This window comes from Sphingomonas sp. RS6 (genome assembly GCF_054489705.1).
On record NZ_JBTMWM010000004.1, the window covers coordinates 287,154 to 304,071 of the forward strand.

Sequence of the window (16,918 nt, forward strand, 5' to 3'; positions counted from 1 at the left end):
GCGCGGGGCGCGGGGACTGTCAAACGCTGATTGGACGGAGCGTATCGAGCGCGGGCAGCAGTTCGGCATAGGAATCGATCACGGCATCGGCGCCCAGCGCGCTCACCGGCGTGGCAGAGAAGCCGAAGCTGCACGCGATGACCGGCACGCCCGCAGCACGCGCGGCCTGCACGTCGAAGATCGAATCGCCGACGAACGCCGCCGGCCCGCCGCAGCGGCGCTGCATCTCCAGGATCATGGCAGGCGCCGGCTTCGTCGTGCCCGGACCCAGTGTGTCGCCGCCGATCACACAGGCGAAGCGGGCGCGCAGGCCGGTCGCTTCCAGCAAGGGCAGCGCCAGCGCCTCGAGCTTGTTGGTTGCCACCGCCAGCGTTGCGCCGCGCTCGGCCAGCCGATCGAGCGCGTCGAGCAGCCCGGGATAGGGGCAGCTATGATCGGCGATGTGCGCGGCATAATGGTCGATAAAGGGCGCGTGGAGGCGTTCGACCGCCGCCTCGCCACCACCGCCGGTCGCGGCGACCGCATCGGTCAGCAGCGCGCGCAGGCCGCGCCCGACCATCGGCAGGACACGCTCGATCGGCAGCGGCGAGCGGCCGTCGGCGACCAGCACATGATTGAGCGTCGCGGCAAGGTCGCCGCTGCTGTCGATCAGCGTGCCGTCGAGATCGAAGCCGATGGTGGCGAAGGGGAAGGCGGGCATGGCCGCGCCATGGCACCGCCCCACTGGCATTGGCAACCGATGCGTGGCAGGGCCGGGGGCCAACCGACCGGAGACTGCCACGTGACTGCACCCATCGCCGCGATCATCCTCGCCGCCGGCAAGGGCACGCGGATGAAATCCGATACGCACAAGGTGCTCCATCCGATCGCCGGGCGGCCGATGCTGCTGCACCTGATCGACAGCGTGAAGGCGCTGGGCGCCGCGCGCGAAGTGGTGGTGGTCGGCGCCGGCCGCGAGCAGGTCGAGGCCGCCGTCGCACCGCTCGGCGCCGAGACGGCGCACCAGGCCGAACAGCTCGGCACCGGCCATGCGGTGCTCCAGGCGGGGCAGGCGCTGGCCGGTTTCGACGGCGATGTGCTGATCCTCTATGGCGACGTGCCCTTGGTCACCAGCGCGACGATGCGCCGAATGGTCGAGCGGCTGCATGGCGCGGACCATCCGGCGGTGGTGGTGCTCGGCTTCCGCCCCGCCGATCCCGCCGCCTATGGCCGGGTGATCGCCGATCCGGGCGGGCGGATCGTCAAGATGGTCGAGTTCAAGGACGCGACTGCCGAGGAGCGGGCCGAAACGCTGTGCAATTCGGGGCTGATGGCGGTCCGCGCACGCGATCTGTTCGCGCTGCTCGCCCGCGTGACAAACGACAATGCGGCGGGCGAATATTATCTGCCCGATATCGTCATGCTGGCGGCGGCCGACGGGCGCTCATCGGCGGTGATCGAGACGGAGGCGAGCGAAGTCGCCGGCGTCAACAGTCGCGGCGAACTCGCCGCGCTGGAGGCGGAGTGGCAGAAGACCCGGCGCGCGCGGGCGATGGCGGAGGGCGCGACGCTGATCGCGCCGGATACCGTGTGGTTCGCGCACGACACGAAGCTTGGCCGCGACGTGACGATCGAGCCGAACGTCGTGTTCGGCCCCGGCGTCACCGTGGCGGACGGCGTTGTGCTGCGCGCGTTCAGCCATATCGAGGGCGCGACCATTGCCAGCGGCGCGACCGTCGGCCCCTATGCCCGGCTGCGGCCCGGCGCGGTGCTGGAGGCGGACTCCCATGTCGGCAATTTCGTCGAGCTAAAGAATGCGGTGCTCGGCAAGGGCGCCAAGGCCAACCACCTGACCTATCTGGGCGATGCCAGCGTGGGTGCCGGCGCGAACATCGGTGCGGGCACGATCACCTGCAATTACAACGGTTTCCTCAAGCAGAAGACGGTCATCGGCGAGCGCGCCTTCATCGGGTCGAACAGCGCGCTGGTCGCCCCCCTGGCCATCGGCGACGGCGCGATCATCGGCGCGGGATCGGTGATCACCCGCGATGTCGAGGCCGATGCGCTTGCCGTCGCCCGGCCGGAAACACTGAAGAAACAGGGCTGGGCGACGACCTTCCGCGCGGCCATGAAGGCGCGCAAGGAGACCGGCAAATGAGCCTGCGCTACACCCTGTTCGGTGCGATCCTGCTGGCGCTGGGCTCGCCCGCCCTCGCTCAGACGGCGATGGGTCCGGCCGAAACCATCGCCGCAGCAAAGTCCGGCGACGTCCAGGGCGTGTTCGAATTCGTGGTGGGCTCGGCGGGCGCGTCGGGGTTCAGCGTCTATCTGAACTCGGCGACCGACTATAAGGACCCGGGCAACCTGACGATCGAGCTCCATCCCGCGGTGATCAACGCGCTCAAGGCCCGTTTCGGCGTCTATCCGCAGGACAACATGACGGGCAAGCGCGTGCGGGCGAAGGGCGTGGCGCGTCGTGTGCCCGTGGGGGATCATTTTCAGACGCGGATCGTCGCCGATACCGAAGATCAGCTCGAAATCCTTCCCTGATCGCCGCCGGCGCTTCCAGCCCGGCGAACCCCCTCTCCGGCACGAAAGGCCGCAACATGACCGATCGCTATACCGACAAGCCGTTCCTCAAGCTGCTCGACGCCTATGTGCTCGATGCGATCGGCCATCTCGACGCGAACAGCGACGCCCAGCTGACGGCGCTGGAGCCGCAGCTGCACGAGGCATTCGATGCGCAGGGGCCGTGGCGCGGCATCGTGGAAACCCGCATGGGCTTTCAGGACGGGATGCAGGGCGCGATCCTGGAAGTATGGGAAAAGGGCCGGGACCGCTTCATTGAGGCGCAGGGCCATGAGCCCGATCCCGGCGAATTCACCCGGATCTTCAACGACACCAACTTCCCGCATTAAGCGGCGGGCTCCACCCCGTTACGGGGCGTCGGCTGCGGTGGCGGCGCGGTGCGCGTAGCTGAAGACGCGCGCCAGCTGCCAGCCTGTCGGCGTCCATTTCCACAACTGGACGAAGTGGGCGCTACCCGCCCGCTTCTCGGGGCCGTCTCCCTTGCGCTCGTAGAACAAATGGTCGCCCTCCTCGATGGCGCCGAAGCCGGGGACCGGATCCACCCGCAGGCTGTTCTCGACCAGCGCGCGGCGGTTGCGCCATGCGTCCGGTGCCCTTCTCGGCTCGCATAGGTTCTTGTAGGTTGCCATGAACGCGTCCTGCCCGATCAGTGCGCCGGTGCGATCATGGTACATCTCGATGTCCGGCGTGATCATCGTCGCCATTCGCGAGGGCTCGCATTGCCCGAAATAGGCGGTGAACAGGGCGGCATCGGCCGTGCGGATCTGTTGCGTCAGTTCCTCGCCGATCGGGATCGCAGCCGGTGCGGAGGCGGCGAGCGATTGAGCGAGGGCAAGAGACAACAACATCCAAATCCTCCCAGCTGTATTATTTGGATAGTGCACCTTGCTTGCGCGCCTGGCAACGCCGAATTGTTCATCCCCGCGTCACCAAGCCCCCGCTAGCGGCGGCCACCCGCCCGCGCTAGGGCTGGGGCAGGAGGGCGGATGCCATGTGCGGAATTGTTGGAATCGTCGGCAAGGAAGACGTCGCGGAGCGGCTGTTCGAAGGGCTGAAGCGGCTGGAATATCGCGGCTATGATTCGGCCGGAATCGCCACCGATTTCGACGGGCGGATCGAGCGCCGCCGCGCCTCGGGCAAGCTGGTGAACCTCGGCAAGGAACTCGCTGCCAACCCGCTGCCCGGCACCACCGGCATCGCCCACACCCGCTGGGCGACGCATGGCGGCCCGACCACCAACAACGCCCACCCGCACGCCACCGGCGAAGTCGCGCTCGTCCACAACGGCATCATCGAGAATTTCAAGACGCTGCGCGAGGAGCTGATCGCGCGTGGCCGCACCTTCACTAGCGAGACCGACACCGAAGTCGTCGCGCATCTGGTGAGCGAGAAGGTCGAGGCGGGCATGGCCCCGGCCGATGCCGTGCGCGAGGTGCTGCCGCGCCTGCACGGCGCCTTTGCGCTGGCCATCCTGTTCCGCCAGCATCCCGATCTGCTGGTCGGCGCGCGGCTCGGCTCGCCGTTGGTGGTCGGCTATGGCGAAGGCGAGACCTATCTGGGCTCGGACGCGCTGGCACTGGCGCCGCTCACCCAGCGCATCGCCTATCTGGAAGAGGGCGACTGGGTCGTCATCACCAAGGATGGCGCGGACATCTTCGACAAGGACAACAACCCTGTCGAGCGACCGATCACCATTTCCGGCGTCACCGGCGAGCTGATCTCCAAGGGCAACCATCGGCATTACATGCTGAAGGAGATTTACGAGCAGCCGATCGTCGTGGCGCAGACGCTGCGCGCCTATCTCCAGCGGATGGAGGAAAAGGTCACGCTGCCGATCCCCGACTTCGACCTGTCGGCGATTCGGCGCGTGACGATCGTCGCGTGCGGCACCAGCTTCTATGCCGGGATGGTCGCCAAATACTGGTTCGAGCAGTTCGCACGTGTGCCGGTCGACATCGATGTCGCCTCCGAATTCCGCTACCGCGCGCCGGTGATGGAGGAGGGCGGGCTGATGATCGTCATCAGCCAGTCGGGCGAGACGGCGGACACGCTCGCCGCGCTCCGCCATGCCCGCAGCGAGGGCCAGACGATCGCCGCGGTGGTCAATGTGCCGACCAGCTCAATGGCGCGTGAGGCGGACCTGCTGCTGCCCACCCATGCCGGGCCGGAGATCGGCGTCGCCTCCACCAAGGCGTTCAGCTGCCAGCTGGCGGTGCTGGCGGCGCTGGCGGCCAATCTCGCCAAGGCAAAGGGCAAGCTGGACGAATCCGAGGAACGGCGCATCGTTCGCCATCTGGCCGAGGCGCCCGCCTCGCTCAATGCCGCGCTGGCCTATGACGAATCGATCCAGGCGATGGCGGGCGTGATCGCGGCGGCGCGCGACGTGCTGTACCTCGGCCGCGGCACCGATTATCCGCTGGCGCTGGAGGGCGCGCTGAAGCTCAAGGAAATCAGCTATATCCATGCCGAGGGCTATGCCGCCGGCGAGATGAAGCACGGGCCGATCGCACTGATCGACGATGCCGTGCCGGTGATCGTGATCGCGCCGTCGGGCCCGCTGTTCGACAAGACCGTCAGCAACATGCAGGAGGTGCAGGCGCGCGGCGGCAAGGTGGTGCTGATCTCGGACTATGACGGCATCCAGGCGGCGGGCGACGGCTGTATCGCCACCATCACAATGCCCAAGGTCCACCCGCTGATCGCCCCGCTCGTCTATGCGGTGCCGGTGCAGCTGCTCGCCTATCATGTCGCGGTGGCGAAGGGCACCGACGTGGATCAGCCGCGTAACCTGGCCAAGTCCGTGACGGTGGAGTAACGATCTCCGAAATTTGGCGGCGGCACTGCCAATGTGAAGCATTCCGGGATTACCGAAGATTGTCTTTCGGGCGATTTTCATTATTGCACCGACATTAGTTCCAGTTCGTTGCGGGCAGGGGGGAATAAGGATGTTTCGATCGAAGGCGCTGGCTTGCGCCGCTGCTCTTAGTGCAATGGTCGCGGTGCCTGGCGCCGCCAGCGCCAATCCGCTGGGCGTCTACAACCTGCTCGTGTTCGGCAACGTCAATGGCTTCAACAGCGACGTCGAAGGATCGGTTGCGATCGGTGGCAGTGCGACGCTGACCAACTATTCGGTTGGCTTGAAGGCTGATGGCACTGACACCAATCTGGTTGTCGGCGGCAGCATTCAGGCGGTCAACGGCACCACCTATGGCAATTCGGTGATCGGCGGCGCGTCGAGCTACACCGGCTGGACGACGACCGGCATTCAGTATCCGGCAGGCACGGCGTCGCCGATCGATTTCGCTGCTGAGCAGACCCGCCTTACCTCGCTTTCGACCTATCTGTCGACGCTGGCCCAGTCGGGCACGGTGACGGATCAGTGGGGCACGCTGTCGCTGACGGCGATGTCGGACTTCAACGTGTTCGACATCAGCGCCGCGACCTTCTCCGGCACGAACACGCTCAACATCAACGCATCGGCGAACTCGACGGTGGTGGTCAACATCGCCGGCGCCGCGCAGGCGTTCCAGAATATGGGCATTTCGTTGTCGGGCGGCGTGACCGCGGGCAATATCGTCTACAATTTCTATGAAGCCGATCAGTTGACCATTTCCGGCGTCGGTGTGCTGGGTTCGGTGCTCGCGCCGAATGCGAGCGTGCTCGGCAGCAGCAGCCAGATCCTGGGGCAGCTGGTTGCGGCGAATTTCTCGGGTCAGAATGGTTCGACCACCCAGGTCAACCGCTTCGACTTCCGCGGAACCCTTCCGACCCCGACGGCCGTGCCCGAACCGGCCAGTTGGACGATGATGATCCTGGGTTTCGGTGCCGTCGGTGCGATGCTGCGCCGGACCGGGCGGCGCCGCGCCATCGCCTGATCGCGTTCGTCAATGCGACCGAAAAGGCGCTCCGCCATGGGCGGGGCGCCTTTTTTCGTTACGCCGGCCTCACTGACTGATATGCTATCTCATTGATATCATTGCCGGCCTGAATCGACCCCGAAGCGGCCCGCTTGCGGCCATTTTCGGCGCGCCTATATCGCTCGCACTTGCAGCAAAAGTGACGATGGTCCGGATGAGCAGCGCGAACATTGATAGCCGGTCGAGGGCCAGCCTGCTGGCCTCGATACACGATGTCGGGCCACGCTCCGAAGGTGCCGTCGACCGGCTTGCCGAGCTGTTCGCGCGCCACATGCCGGTGCCGCGCTATGCGATGCTCGTCGTCCCCGATCATTGGGGAGAAGCGCCGCTGGTGCCGGGCAGCCCGTTCGCGACGCGGCTGCGCGCCTGGGCGGATTCGGGGATCGAGATGTTCCTCCACGGCTGGTTTCACAAGGACACGACGCCGCATGGCTCCGCCGGTGCCCGGTTCAAGGCCAGGCACATGACCGCCGGCGAAGGCGAGTTTCTGGGCCTCGACTACGCCACCGCGCGCGATCGGATGGAGCGTGGCCGCGCGTTGATCGAGGATGTGATCGGCCGGCCGGTGGCGGGCTTCATCGCCCCCGCATGGCTCTATGGCGAGGGCGCTCGCGCCGCCGCCCGCGACTGCGGCTTCGCGCTCGCCGAGGATCATTTCCGCGTCTGGTCGCCCAGGCAGGACGATGCGGTGCTGGCGCGCGGCCCGGTGATCACCTGGGCGAGCCGAAGCAAGGGACGGATCGCCTCGTCGCTCGCGGTCGCCGCGCTCGCCCGCGCGCTGATGCCGCGCCGGCGCGGCATGCGGCTGGCGGTTCATCCTGGCGACATCACCGTGCCGGCATTGCTCGAAAGCATCGATCGGACGCTCGGCGCGCTGTCGCGGGGTGGGCAGTTCGGCCGGTACGCGGACCTGCTGGAGCCACGCTGATGCGGATTGTTGATGTCTGTGCGTTCTACACCCCGCATGGCGGGGGCGTGAAAACCTATGTGCGCCGCAAGATGGCGACCGGCCCCCGGCTGGGCCAGGAAATCATTATCCTTGCGCCGGGCGAGCGCGAGGAGGTCGTCGAACAGTCGGACGGCGCAGTGCTCGCAACGATTCCGGCACCGCTGCTCCCGCTCGATCGGCGCTATCGCTATTTCGACGACGAAACCGCGCTTCACCGCGCGCTCGATCGCTGGCGCCCCGATTTCGTCGAGGCATCCTCGCCGTGGCGCAGCGCATCGATGGTCGCACGCTGGCAGGGCGCGGCGCCCCGTTCGCTGGTGATGCACGCCGATCCGCTGGCGGCCTATGCCTATCGCTGGTTCGGCATGATCGCCCCGCGCGAGGCGATCGATCGCGGCTTTTCCACTTTCTGGCAGCATCTGAAACGTCTCGACCAGCAGTTCGACATGGTCGTCACCGCCGGCCAGGGCCTCGCGCAGCGGCTGACCGACGGCGGCCTGCGCAAGACGGTGACGGTGCCGATGGGCGTCGAGCCGGGGCATTTCTCGCCGTCGCTGCGCGATGAGGCGCTTCGTGCCGACCTGCTGGCCAGCTGCGGGCTTGGCCCGGACGCGACGCTGCTGATCGGCGTCGGCCGACTGGCGCCGGAAAAGCGCTGGCCAATGGTGATCGAGGCAGCCGAGGCGGCTGCGGCGCGAAACCCGATCGGGCTGATCATGCTGGGTGAGGGGAATGCCCAGTCGCGGGTGGTTGCTGCGATCGGTCGGAATCCGCACGCACAACTGTTCCAGCCGACACGCAACCGCGCACAACTTGCGCGTGTTCTCGCGAGCGCCGATGCGCTGGTCCATGGTTGCGAGGCCGAAACCTTCTGCATGGTGGCGGCGGAGGCGCGCGGAAGCGGCTTGCCGCTGATCGTTCCCGACGAAGGTGGCGCGGCCGACCAGTTCATCGAAGGGCAGGGCGAAATCTATCGCTCGGCCGATGGCGTGGCGCTGCGCGATGCGCTGACCCGCTTCGTCGAATCGGATCCGGTGTCGCATCGGCTGCGGGCGACGGCGATGGCCGGCGCCACGCGGACGATGGATGCCCATTTCGAGGAACTGTTCGCCTTTTACGGCGCCCAGACGCTGGCGCGCGCCGCCTGACCGGCGGGTCAGCGCCGCGCAGGCGCCGTCGCTGCCTCCAGACGCGCGAGGAACCGGGGCAACGGGCAGAGATGCGCCGCCCCCTCGTCGCAGCCGGCGAGGCGGAGCGGGGTCCAGACGACCTGATCGCTTGCCGCGCGGATCGCCGCCGCGCTCTGGCTGCGATACCAGAGGCGAACGGCGCGGCTGCCGTCGCTGCGACGGACGAGCGCCACCGCCAGCGCGCCGCCGGGTGAGGGATCGCCCGCCGCAAAGCCCGGTGCCTTGACCGGAACGCCGAGCAAGGCGGCAAGCGCGGCGACATTGGTGTCGTGGCCGACCAGCATGTCGACCACTGGCGCGTCGGACTGGCTGAAGTCGCGCGCGATGCGGGCTGCGGTCGGCCCCGCCTGGAACGCCGCCATATAGGGCGGGCGGCTGAACACGTCGAACAACGCGCCGTGGACGGCGCCGAGCTGTTGAAGGCGGCGGGCATCCGCGCGTCCCCAGCCCACCCGGGGCATGGCGAAGCCCTCCAGATATTCGAGCATCAGCACCTGCGCGGTTCCCGATGCGGTGCGGATCGGGCCGCGCAGATCGATGCCGCGCCCGTCCGCCCCGGCGCGGAGGGCGGAAGGATCGTCGGGGTTGCACGGTGCCGGCGGCGTGCAGCCAAGCACGGCCTCGAGCAGCGTCAGCCCGCTGCGATGGCGCTCGGCCAGCGCATCGACGCCGCCCGTATAGCGTTCGATCGATTCGACGGCGCGGCGGGCATCGAAGTCATTGTCGGGAGCGTTCAGCGGCTCGAACAGCGGATCGACCTCGTCCGCGTCGCGATGGCCGACCGCGAGCGCGCAACCGGGTGCCAGCCCCTCGGCATAGGCGGCGCCACTGGCGATCGTCCGCGGCGACGTGTTCGTCCACACCCGCACCGATGCCGGGGCGGGGCAGCCTTGTAGGGGCAACAGCCCCTCGCGCGCGAACCAGCGCCGATCGGCACGTGCCAGCGCGCGCAGGGCCGCCGCACCATGCGGCGTGATCTGCTCGTCCTTGGCCTGCCAGCGCGGCCAAGGGGCGCCGGTTCGCGTCCCGGCCGGCACCTCGCCGTGCAGTGGCGTTCGTACGCCGTGGCGCATCAGCAGCACGATACGCTCGATGTGCTGCTGGGGGGCTGGGGGCGGCGCCGCCGGCGGTGCCGAGTCGGCCCATGCGGGGGCGGTGAACGCAAGCGCGGCGGTTGCGGCGAGCTGCAAGAGGCGGGTTTTCATACCCCGAAGCATAACCAGCCAGATGAAGCCTGTATGACACCAAAAAATATGCAGGATACAGATTGGTACTATCAGCTTGATCTGGCTGATGAATCTGCTGCGATGCAGCAAAAGCGTCATTTTGCCGACCCCGAAGCGCAATCGCACTGACCCTCATTCGACGCGACCGGGGCCTAGGCGGCGCGTTGCCGGCCGAAACGATGTCGGCCCATAATCATTAGAGGGAAGATCGATGGGACATTGGAACAAGCGGGTCGCGCTGCTCGTCAGCGCGGGCGCATTCGCGCTGCTTGCGCAGAACGCCGCCTGGGCAGCGCCGGATACGGCGCCCGTGGCCACTGGCGACGAAGCGCCGGTCGCGGACGGCGCCGACACGGCGGACAGCGACGACCAGCAGAACAGCATCGTCGTCACCGGTCAGCGCGAAGCGATGAAGACGGTGCAGGAAGAGCAGATCAAGAACCCGTCGCTTGTCACGATCGTGTCGGGTGAGGAACTGCGCGCGCAGCCGCAGCAGAACCTGGCCGATCTGCTCACCCGCCTGCCGGGCCTCAGCTCGTCGGTCGATCAGTCGCGCAACGCCGCAGCCACCGGCGAGGCGCAGTATCTTTCGATCCGCGGCCTCGACACCGCGTACAACGCCTATGCGTTCGACGGTGTTCGCCTGGCGCAGACCGACGCGCGCACCCGCGCGATTTCGATGAACCTGCTGTCGCCGTTCGCGCTCGCCGAAGTACGCGTCGACAAGGCGCCCACCGCTGCGCAGGACGGTGACGCCATCGCCGGCGTGATCGATCTGCGCACGGCATCGCCCTTCGACTTCGGCAAGCATCATTTCCAGATCCGCGCGCAGGGCCAGCTGGCCGGCCGCGCCGTCGCCCGAGACCAGGACCCCTGGGGCGGCACGGTGCAGGTCGAGACCGCGCAGCAGTTCGGCAATTTCGGGATCTATGCGTCGAGCTATTACGGCAAGAAGAACATCTTCAGCGAGTCGGTGGCGATCCACAAGGACTATGTGAAGCAGGACGCCAACCTGCCCGGCGCGGTCCGCGACAATCTGGCCAATGCGGTGCCCGTCGGCGTCGAATGGAACATCTTCCAGAACAAGATCGAGCGTTTCGGCGGCACGGTGAACCTGGAATGGAAGGGCGACACCACCGATCTTTATGCGCGCACCACTTACGGCGAATATCGCCTGAAGAGCTGGATGGATCAGACGGCTGCGCGCAGCAACGGCCTCAGCGCCGGTCAGGTCAACCCGAATGCGGGCAACAAGTTCGGCTCCAACTATGACAGCGCGGGTTATCTCGCGCTCTACGGGCTCGCCGGCACCAACTATTTCCGGACCGAGCACAGCAACCAGCGGCTGTTCACCACCAAGCTGGGCGGCCAGAGCCGGCTGGGCAATCTGACGCTCGACTATAACGGCGCCTATTCGCGTGGCGAAACCAACTATCCGCTGCGCATTCAGGCGAAATGGGGGAGTCCCACCTATATCGGCTCGAACGCCACCGGCACGGCGACCTATCAGTTGATCACCAGCCTTGCCGATCGCACCAATCCACAGGTGCTGCTCAGCGACGATGCCCGCAACGCCATTACCAACTTCGATAATTTCACCCAGGCCTACACCACGGCCCAGTTCGAGGACGCGTGGGAAGCGAAGGTGGAAGGGCGGCTGGACGCCACCTGGCAGTTCGGCGATCGCGGCCTTACGTCGATCCAGGCGGGCACCAAATATGAATCGTCCAAGCGCTATTCGAACAGCCTGGGCGATGACGGCGCGCTGCAATACAGCAGTTTCACCGCGAGCGATCCGAAGCTGAGCGCGGTGCCCGGCACCCGGCTCAACAGCTTCATGAACGGCGTCCAGGTGCCGTTCTATATCCCCGATCATGATTGGATCGAGGAACAGAATGCCAGGCTGTCGCTTTCGAAGCTGGCCGATATCGATCCGGTCAAGCTCGAAGAGAACCGGCTGGACGGCAAGGAGCATCGCGCGAGCGGCTATATCCTCGCCAATTTCAGCTTCGGCAATCTCACCGTCACGCCGGGCCTGCGGTTTGAGCATAACTGGTTCTGGGGCCGTTACTGGCAGACCGACGAGGACAGCGCGGGCTTCGCGACCAGCGCCCGCAGCTACAATCAGTGGCTGCCCAGCGTGATCGCATCCTATCGGCCGGACGAGAATACGGTCTATCGCTTCTCCGTGCGCAAGAGCTATTCGCGCCCGGCGTTCGATCTGCTGCTCGGGCCGACGAGCATTTCGCGTGACGACAATGGCAAGATCGTCTCGGTGTTCGTTCCCAATCCCGATCTGAAGGCGGTCGAGGCGTGGAACGTCGATACCTCGATCGAGCACAAGGGCGCGGGAACCGATCTGTTCTCGGCCTCGCTCTACTATAAGCGCCTGAACCATGTGATGTTCTCCACCGGCACGACCAATGCCAGCGGCGACTGGAACATCTGGGGCGCCGACAGCCCGCTGCTGTCGTCGGACGGCGTCGAGGTCGAAACGCTCGACACCAGCGCCAAAGGCAGCGTCTATGGCGTCGAACTGTTCACCCGCTATAGCCTCAAGGGGCTGCCGGGGCTGCTCGACGGGCTGGGCTTCCAGGGCAACATCACGCTCCAGCGTGCCGACGCGACCGTCTTCGTGGCCGGACAAGAGCGCCGCCAGCGCATGCCGCAGGCGCCGCAGGTGATGTTCAACACCGAGCTGTTCTACGTCCACGGGGCGATCAGCGCGGCGGTGAACTATGCCTATACCGGCAACAAGCTGTACGATCTGCGCTCGTCGCAGCCGGACACCTATGTCCAGCCGGTATCGAAGATGAACGCCATGCTGAACTATGATTTCGGCAACGGCCTGACTGCGGGCGTGTCCGTCGAGAATATTCTCGATGCGCATTCCTATTGGACGACCGCGGGCGAGGGCAAGGCGCTGCTCTCGGTGGACCGCAAGGGCGGCTATGTCGAGGTTGGGCGCACCTATCTGCTCAACCTTTCCTACCGCTTCTGATCGGACCGGGCGTGTCGGCATTTCAATTGCCGGCACGCCCGTGATCGTCCGGTATCCGGTTCGATCGGACCGGCGAGGCCGGCCGGCGCAGCATGGGGATCGATAATGCTGCACCGGCCAGTCCGGTACGCGGTAACAAGCGATTCAGGCGACCCGAGGGAGAGGCCGATCGCAGGATATGTCTCTACCGCGCTTTGATCGCGCCGTTTATTCAGGCCATTTCCGCTCCGGGATTCCCCGTGCCCGGCGGGGCCGGGGCTGAAGGCACCTCAAGCGTGACAGTCGGCGACGGCGGCCAGCACTGGCGCCGCCCATTCAGGGCGGCAGATCAGCAGATCCGGAACGCTTGTGCCCGGCTGGTTATAGACGATAGGCGATCCGTCGATCCGCGACGCATGCAAACCCGCCGCCAGCGCAACGGCTACGGGCGCGCAATTGTCCCATTGATGCTGGCCGCCGGAGTGGAGGTAGATTTCCGCCTCGCCGCGCACCACCGCCATCGCCTTGGCGCCTGCCGAGCCCATGCCGACATGCACGGCGTCCAGCGTCTTGCCGACATCGGCGCAGAGTTGGCTGGCGCGGGTGCGGCTGACCAGCATGCGCGGCGGGGTCTGCGCTGCGGCGAGCGGCGGCGGCGCGTCGCTCCCCAGCGTCAGGCCCAGCCGGGGCAGGGCCACGGCACCCACGGCCGGCGCGCCGTCGATCGCCAGCGCGATATGCACCGCCCAGTCCTCGCGCCGCTCCGCGAATTCGCGCGTGCCGTCGAGCGGATCGACGACCCAAACGCGCCGCGCGGTCAGGCGGCCCTGGTCATCCGCCGATTCCTCGGACAGGATGGCGTCGTCGGGGCGTGCCGCGCGCAGCCGGGCGAGGATCAGTTCGTTCGCCTCGCGGTCACCGCGCGCACCGCCCGCGCAGTCATTCTGGATCGCGAGCAGCAGCGCACCGGCCTCGGTGGCGATGGCGCGGGCGAGTTCGGCGTCGGTCACAGCACGGGGCTCCACATGCCCATGATCGCCTCGACAATCTGTTCGGCTGCCTGTTCGGGCGAGGTTCTGGTCGTGTCGATCCGGATTTCCGGATTGACCGGCGGTTCATAAGGGCTGGAAATGCCGGTGAAATTGGCGATCTGGCCGGCGCGCGCCTTTTTGTAGAGTCCTTTCACGTCACGGCCTTCGGCGACTTCCAGCGGCGTGTCGATGAAGATTTCGAAGAACTCGCCTTCGGCCATCAGCGACCGAACCATCGCCCGCTCCGCGCGGAAGGGGGAAATGAAGGCGGTCAGCACAATCAGCCCGGCATCGGTCATCAGCTTGGCGACTTCGCCGATGCGGCGGATATTCTCCACCCGGTCCTGATCGGTGAAGCCTAGATCGCGGTTGAGCCCGTGGCGGATATTGTCGCCGTCGAGCAGGAAGCTGTGCTTGCCGAGCGCGAACAGCCGCTTTTCGACCAGATTGGCGATGGTCGACTTGCCCGATCCCGACAGGCCGGTGAACCACAGCAGGCGCGGCTGCTGGCCCTTTTGCTGGGCATGCGCCTCGCGGGTGATCTCGATCGCCTGCCAATGGACGTTCTGGGCGCGGCGCAGCGCGAATTGCAGCATGCCGGCAGCGACGGTCGCGTTGGTCAGCTTGTCGATCAGGATGAAGCCGCCAAGGTCATGGCTGTCGGCATAGGGCTCGAACACGATCGCGCGGTCGGTGGCGACTTCGGCTACGCCGATGTCGTTGAGCGCCAGCGTCTTCACCGAGGTGCGGGCGAGCGTGTTGACGTCGATCGCGCATTCGGGCGCGCGCACTACGGCGCTCACCATCTGGGTGCCGAGTTTCAGCCAATAGGCGCGGCCGGGCAGCAATTCGGCCTGGTCCATCCACACGATCGTCGCCTTGAACTGGTCGGCTGCCTCGGGCGGCGTGTCGGCGGTGGCGATCACGTCGCCGCGTGAGCAATCGACTTCGTCAGCGAGGGTGAGGGTGACGGATTCACCCGCGACCGCAACCGTCTTGTCACCGCCCATCGACACGATGCGCGCAACGGTGCTGGTCCGGCCCGAGGGAAGGATGCGGACCGGATCACCCGGCCGCACCGTGCCGCCGGCGATCAGCCCGGCAAAGCCGCGGAAATCGAGATTGGGGCGGTTGACCCATTGCACCGGCATGCGGAACGGCTTGGCGCGATCCGCCTCGGCATCGACTTCGACCGTCTCCAGATGGTCGAGCAGCACCGGCCCGGTGAACCAGGGCATCGTCTCGCTGCGGGTGGTGACATTGTCGCCCTTGAAGCCCGACATCGGGATTGGGGTGAACGCAGCGATCCCGATCGAGCGGGCGAACTCGGCATAGTCGGCGACGATGTTGTCGAACACCGCCTGGTCATAGCCGACCAGGTCCATCTTGTTCACCGCCAGCACCAGGTGCCGGATGCCGATCAGGTGCGCGAGATAGCTGTGCCGCCGCGTCTGAGTGAGCACGCCCTTGCGCGCGTCGATCAGGATCACGGCCAGATCAGCGGTCGAGGCGCCGGTGACCATGTTGCGGGTATATTGTTCGTGGCCGGGGGTGTCGGCGACGATGAACTTGCGCTTCTCGGTCGCAAAGAAGCGATAGGCCACGTCGATGGTGATGCCCTGTTCGCGCTCGGCGGCGAGGCCGTCGACCAGCAGCGCGAAGTCGATCGCCTGGCCCTGGGTGCCGACGCGCTTCGAATCATTCTCCAGCGCGGAAAGCTGGTCCTCGAAGATCTGCTTCGAATCGTAGAGCAGCCGGCCGATCAGTGTCGACTTGCCGTCATCGACCGAGCCGCAGGTGATGAACCGCAGCAGCGACTTGTTCTGGTGCAGCGCCAGATAGGCGGAAATGTCGGAGGCGATCAGCGCATCGGGGCGATAGGCGGTCATCAGAAATACCCCTCCTGCTTCTTCTTCTCCATGCTGGCGGCCTGGTCATGGTCGATCGCGCGGCCCTGGCGCTCGCTGGTGGTGGTGAGCAGCATTTCCTGGATCACCGTCTCGAGCGTGTCGGCTGTACTCTCCACCGCACCCGTGAGCGGGTAGCAGCCGAGCGTGCGGAAACGAATCGAGCGCATCTCCGGCACTTCGCCCGGGTGGAGGCGGAAGCGTTCGTCGTCGACCATCAGCAGCATGCCGTCGCGCTCCACCGTGGGGCGCGGCGCGGCGAAATAGAGCGGGACGATCTCGATCTTCTCGGCCAGGATATACTGCCAGATGTCGAGCTCGGTCCAGTTGGAGAGCGGGAAGACGCGGATGCTCTCGCCCTTTGCCTTGCGGGCATTGTAGAGCCGCCAAAGTTCCGGCCGCTGGTTCTTGGGGTCCCAGCGGTGGCTGGCGGTGCGGAAGCTGAAGATGCGTTCCTTGGCGCGGCTCTTCTCCTCGTCGCGCCGGGCGCCGCCGAACGCCGCGTCGAAGCCGTACTTGTCGAGCGCCTGCTTCAGCCCCTCGGTCTTCCACAGATCGGTGTGGAGCCCGCCATGGTCGAACGGGTTGATGCCGCGCGCCTTGGCCTCCGGGTTCTGGTGGACGAGCAGCTCCATGCCCGCCGCCTGTGCCGAGCGCTCGCGCAGCTCGTACATCGCCTTGAACTTCCACGTCGTGTCGACATGGAGCAGCGGGAAGGGCGGGGGCGCCGGGTAAAAGGCTTTGCGCGCAAGGTGCAGCATCACCGCGCTGTCCTTGCCGATCGAATAGAGCATTACCGGGCGTTCGGCCTCGGCAACGACTTCGCGCAGGATGTGGATGCTCTCGGCCTCGAGCCGCTGAAGATGCGTCAGCGACGGCGGCGAAGCGGGTGTCGTGATGTCCATGGCGCTCGTTTGCAGCATGAAGGGGCATGTAAAAAGCCCCCGAGCCCCGCGCGATCTAGATATTGTTTAGCCCGGCATACCCGCCCCCGCCAATCGATCGGCGGGGGCAGGCAGCGCGTCAGTCGCGGCTCGGCTTGCCGACGCCGGTGTACTGCAGTCCGGCGCGCTCGAGCTCGGCGGGCGGATAGATGTTGCGCAGGTCGACGAGGATCGGTGCCTTCAGGCTGTTCTTGATGCGCGTGAGA

The 16,918-nt window shown here is 66.6% G+C and carries 14 protein-coding genes; 8 read left to right on the plus strand and 6 right to left on the minus strand.

Annotated features, from left to right (window positions below; all coding sequences use genetic code 11):
* Positions 1-19: 19 nt before the first annotated feature.
* On the minus strand, positions 20-700 hold the full coding sequence (locus tag ACX40Y_RS10705; RefSeq protein WP_459119535.1) for an HAD family hydrolase: 681 nt from the start codon (positions 698-700) through the stop codon (positions 20-22).
* Positions 701-739: 39 nt separating this feature from the next.
* On the opposite strand from ACX40Y_RS10705, the gene glmU reads away from it, so the two are divergent.
* Genes glmU through ACX40Y_RS10720 form a run of 3 tightly spaced genes read left to right on the plus strand, consistent with a single transcriptional unit; the run spans position 740 to position 2,897 of the window.
* The gene (glmU, locus tag ACX40Y_RS10710) at positions 740-2,137 is read left to right on the plus strand and encodes a bifunctional UDP-N-acetylglucosamine diphosphorylase/glucosamine-1-phosphate N-acetyltransferase GlmU (RefSeq protein WP_459119561.1); all 1,398 of its coding nucleotides are present in this window, start codon (positions 740-742) and stop codon (positions 2,135-2,137) included.
* A complete protein-coding gene (locus ACX40Y_RS10715; RefSeq protein WP_459119536.1) occupies positions 2,134-2,529 on the plus strand; it encodes a hypothetical protein in 396 nt (131 codons plus the stop codon). Before glmU ends, ACX40Y_RS10715 begins: the two co-directional genes overlap by 4 nt.
* Positions 2,530-2,585: 56 nt before the next feature.
* Positions 2,586-2,897, plus strand: coding sequence for a hypothetical protein (locus ACX40Y_RS10720; protein WP_459119537.1), 312 nt, complete (start codon positions 2,586-2,588; stop codon positions 2,895-2,897).
* 18 nt (positions 2,898-2,915) lie between these two features.
* On the opposite strand, the gene ACX40Y_RS10725 is transcribed toward ACX40Y_RS10720, so the two are convergent.
* Positions 2,916-3,416, minus strand: a complete 501-nt coding sequence (locus ACX40Y_RS10725) for a nuclear transport factor 2 family protein (RefSeq protein WP_459119538.1) — start codon at positions 3,414-3,416, stop codon at positions 2,916-2,918.
* Positions 3,417-3,559: 143 nt separating this feature from the next.
* Here ACX40Y_RS10725 and glmS point away from each other — a divergent pair, with 143 nt between their 5' ends.
* From glmS to ACX40Y_RS10745, 4 genes are all read left to right on the plus strand, one after another.
* Entirely contained in the window at positions 3,560-5,383 is a 1,824-nt protein-coding gene (gene glmS / locus ACX40Y_RS10730) for a glutamine--fructose-6-phosphate transaminase (isomerizing) (RefSeq protein ID WP_459119539.1), read from the plus strand.
* A 175-nt stretch (positions 5,384-5,558) separates the two neighbouring features.
* Positions 5,559-6,443, plus strand: a complete 885-nt coding sequence (locus ACX40Y_RS10735; protein WP_459119540.1) for a collagen-binding domain-containing protein — start codon at positions 5,559-5,561, stop codon at positions 6,441-6,443.
* Between the two features lie 196 nt (positions 6,444-6,639).
* A complete protein-coding gene (locus ACX40Y_RS10740; protein WP_459119541.1) occupies positions 6,640-7,413 on the plus strand; it encodes a DUF2334 domain-containing protein in 774 nt (257 codons plus the stop codon).
* Positions 7,413-8,582, plus strand: a complete 1,170-nt coding sequence (locus tag ACX40Y_RS10745; protein ID WP_459119542.1) for a glycosyltransferase — start codon at positions 7,413-7,415, stop codon at positions 8,580-8,582. Before ACX40Y_RS10740 ends, ACX40Y_RS10745 begins: the two co-directional genes overlap by 1 nt.
* A gap of 8 nt (positions 8,583-8,590) precedes the next feature.
* On the opposite strand, the gene ACX40Y_RS10750 is transcribed toward ACX40Y_RS10745, so the two are convergent.
* Positions 8,591-9,829 carry a histidine-type phosphatase gene (locus ACX40Y_RS10750; protein ID WP_459119543.1) on the minus strand — a complete coding sequence of 413 codons (1,239 nt, stop codon included), beginning with the start codon at positions 9,827-9,829 and terminating at the stop codon, positions 8,591-8,593.
* 232 nt (positions 9,830-10,061) lie between these two features.
* Here ACX40Y_RS10750 and ACX40Y_RS10755 point away from each other — a divergent pair, with 232 nt between their 5' ends.
* Positions 10,062-12,851: a TonB-dependent receptor gene (locus tag ACX40Y_RS10755; RefSeq protein WP_459119544.1), complete on the plus strand. Its 2,790-nt coding sequence runs from the start codon at positions 10,062-10,064 to the stop codon at positions 12,849-12,851.
* A gap of 269 nt (positions 12,852-13,120) precedes the next feature.
* On the opposite strand, the gene ACX40Y_RS10760 is transcribed toward ACX40Y_RS10755, so the two are convergent.
* Genes ACX40Y_RS10760 through cysD form a run of 3 tightly spaced genes read right to left on the minus strand, consistent with a single transcriptional unit; the run spans position 13,121 to position 16,691 of the window.
* Entirely contained in the window at positions 13,121-13,840 is a 720-nt protein-coding gene (locus ACX40Y_RS10760; protein WP_459119545.1) for a 3'(2'),5'-bisphosphate nucleotidase CysQ, read from the minus strand.
* Positions 13,837-15,750, minus strand: coding sequence for a sulfate adenylyltransferase subunit CysN (gene cysN / locus ACX40Y_RS10765; RefSeq protein ID WP_459119546.1), 1,914 nt, complete (start codon positions 15,748-15,750; stop codon positions 13,837-13,839). Before cysN ends, ACX40Y_RS10760 begins: the two co-directional genes overlap by 4 nt.
* On the minus strand, positions 15,750-16,691 hold the full coding sequence (gene cysD, locus ACX40Y_RS10770; RefSeq protein ID WP_459119547.1) for a sulfate adenylyltransferase subunit CysD: 942 nt from the start codon (positions 16,689-16,691) through the stop codon (positions 15,750-15,752). The genes cysN and cysD overlap by 1 nt, the downstream gene beginning before the upstream one ends.
* Positions 16,692-16,918: the final 227 nt, after the last annotated feature.

Excerpts from the sequence above, each read along its gene's own strand:
- ACX40Y_RS10745 (WP_459119542.1), top strand. The coding sequence starts at position 7,413 with ATGCGGATTGTTGATGTCTGTGCGTTCTACACCCCGCATGGCGGGGGC.
- ACX40Y_RS10720 (WP_459119537.1), top strand. The coding sequence starts at position 2,586 with ATGACCGATCGCTATACCGACAAGCCGTTCCTCAAGCTGCTCGACGCC.
- ACX40Y_RS10735 (WP_459119540.1), top strand. The coding sequence starts at position 5,559 with ATGGTCGCGGTGCCTGGCGCCGCCAGCGCCAATCCGCTGGGCGTCTAC.
- ACX40Y_RS10705 (WP_459119535.1), bottom strand. The coding sequence starts at position 700 with ATGCCCGCCTTCCCCTTCGCCACCATCGGCTTCGATCTCGACGGCACG.
- cysN (WP_459119546.1), bottom strand. The coding sequence starts at position 15,750 with ATGACCGCCTATCGCCCCGATGCGCTGATCGCCTCCGACATTTCCGCC.
- cysD (WP_459119547.1), bottom strand. The coding sequence starts at position 16,691 with ATGCTGCAAACGAGCGCCATGGACATCACGACACCCGCTTCGCCGCCG.
- ACX40Y_RS10715 (WP_459119536.1), top strand. The coding sequence starts at position 2,134 with ATGAGCCTGCGCTACACCCTGTTCGGTGCGATCCTGCTGGCGCTGGGC.
- glmS (WP_459119539.1), top strand. The coding sequence starts at position 3,560 with ATGTGCGGAATTGTTGGAATCGTCGGCAAGGAAGACGTCGCGGAGCGG.
- glmU (WP_459119561.1), top strand. The coding sequence starts at position 740 with ATGCGTGGCAGGGCCGGGGGCCAACCGACCGGAGACTGCCACGTGACT.
- ACX40Y_RS10740 (WP_459119541.1), top strand. The coding sequence starts at position 6,640 with ATGAGCAGCGCGAACATTGATAGCCGGTCGAGGGCCAGCCTGCTGGCC.
- ACX40Y_RS10755 (WP_459119544.1), top strand. The coding sequence starts at position 10,062 with ATGGGACATTGGAACAAGCGGGTCGCGCTGCTCGTCAGCGCGGGCGCA.
- ACX40Y_RS10750 (WP_459119543.1), bottom strand. The coding sequence starts at position 9,829 with ATGAAAACCCGCCTCTTGCAGCTCGCCGCAACCGCCGCGCTTGCGTTC.
- ACX40Y_RS10725 (WP_459119538.1), bottom strand. The coding sequence starts at position 3,416 with ATGTTGTTGTCTCTTGCCCTCGCTCAATCGCTCGCCGCCTCCGCACCG.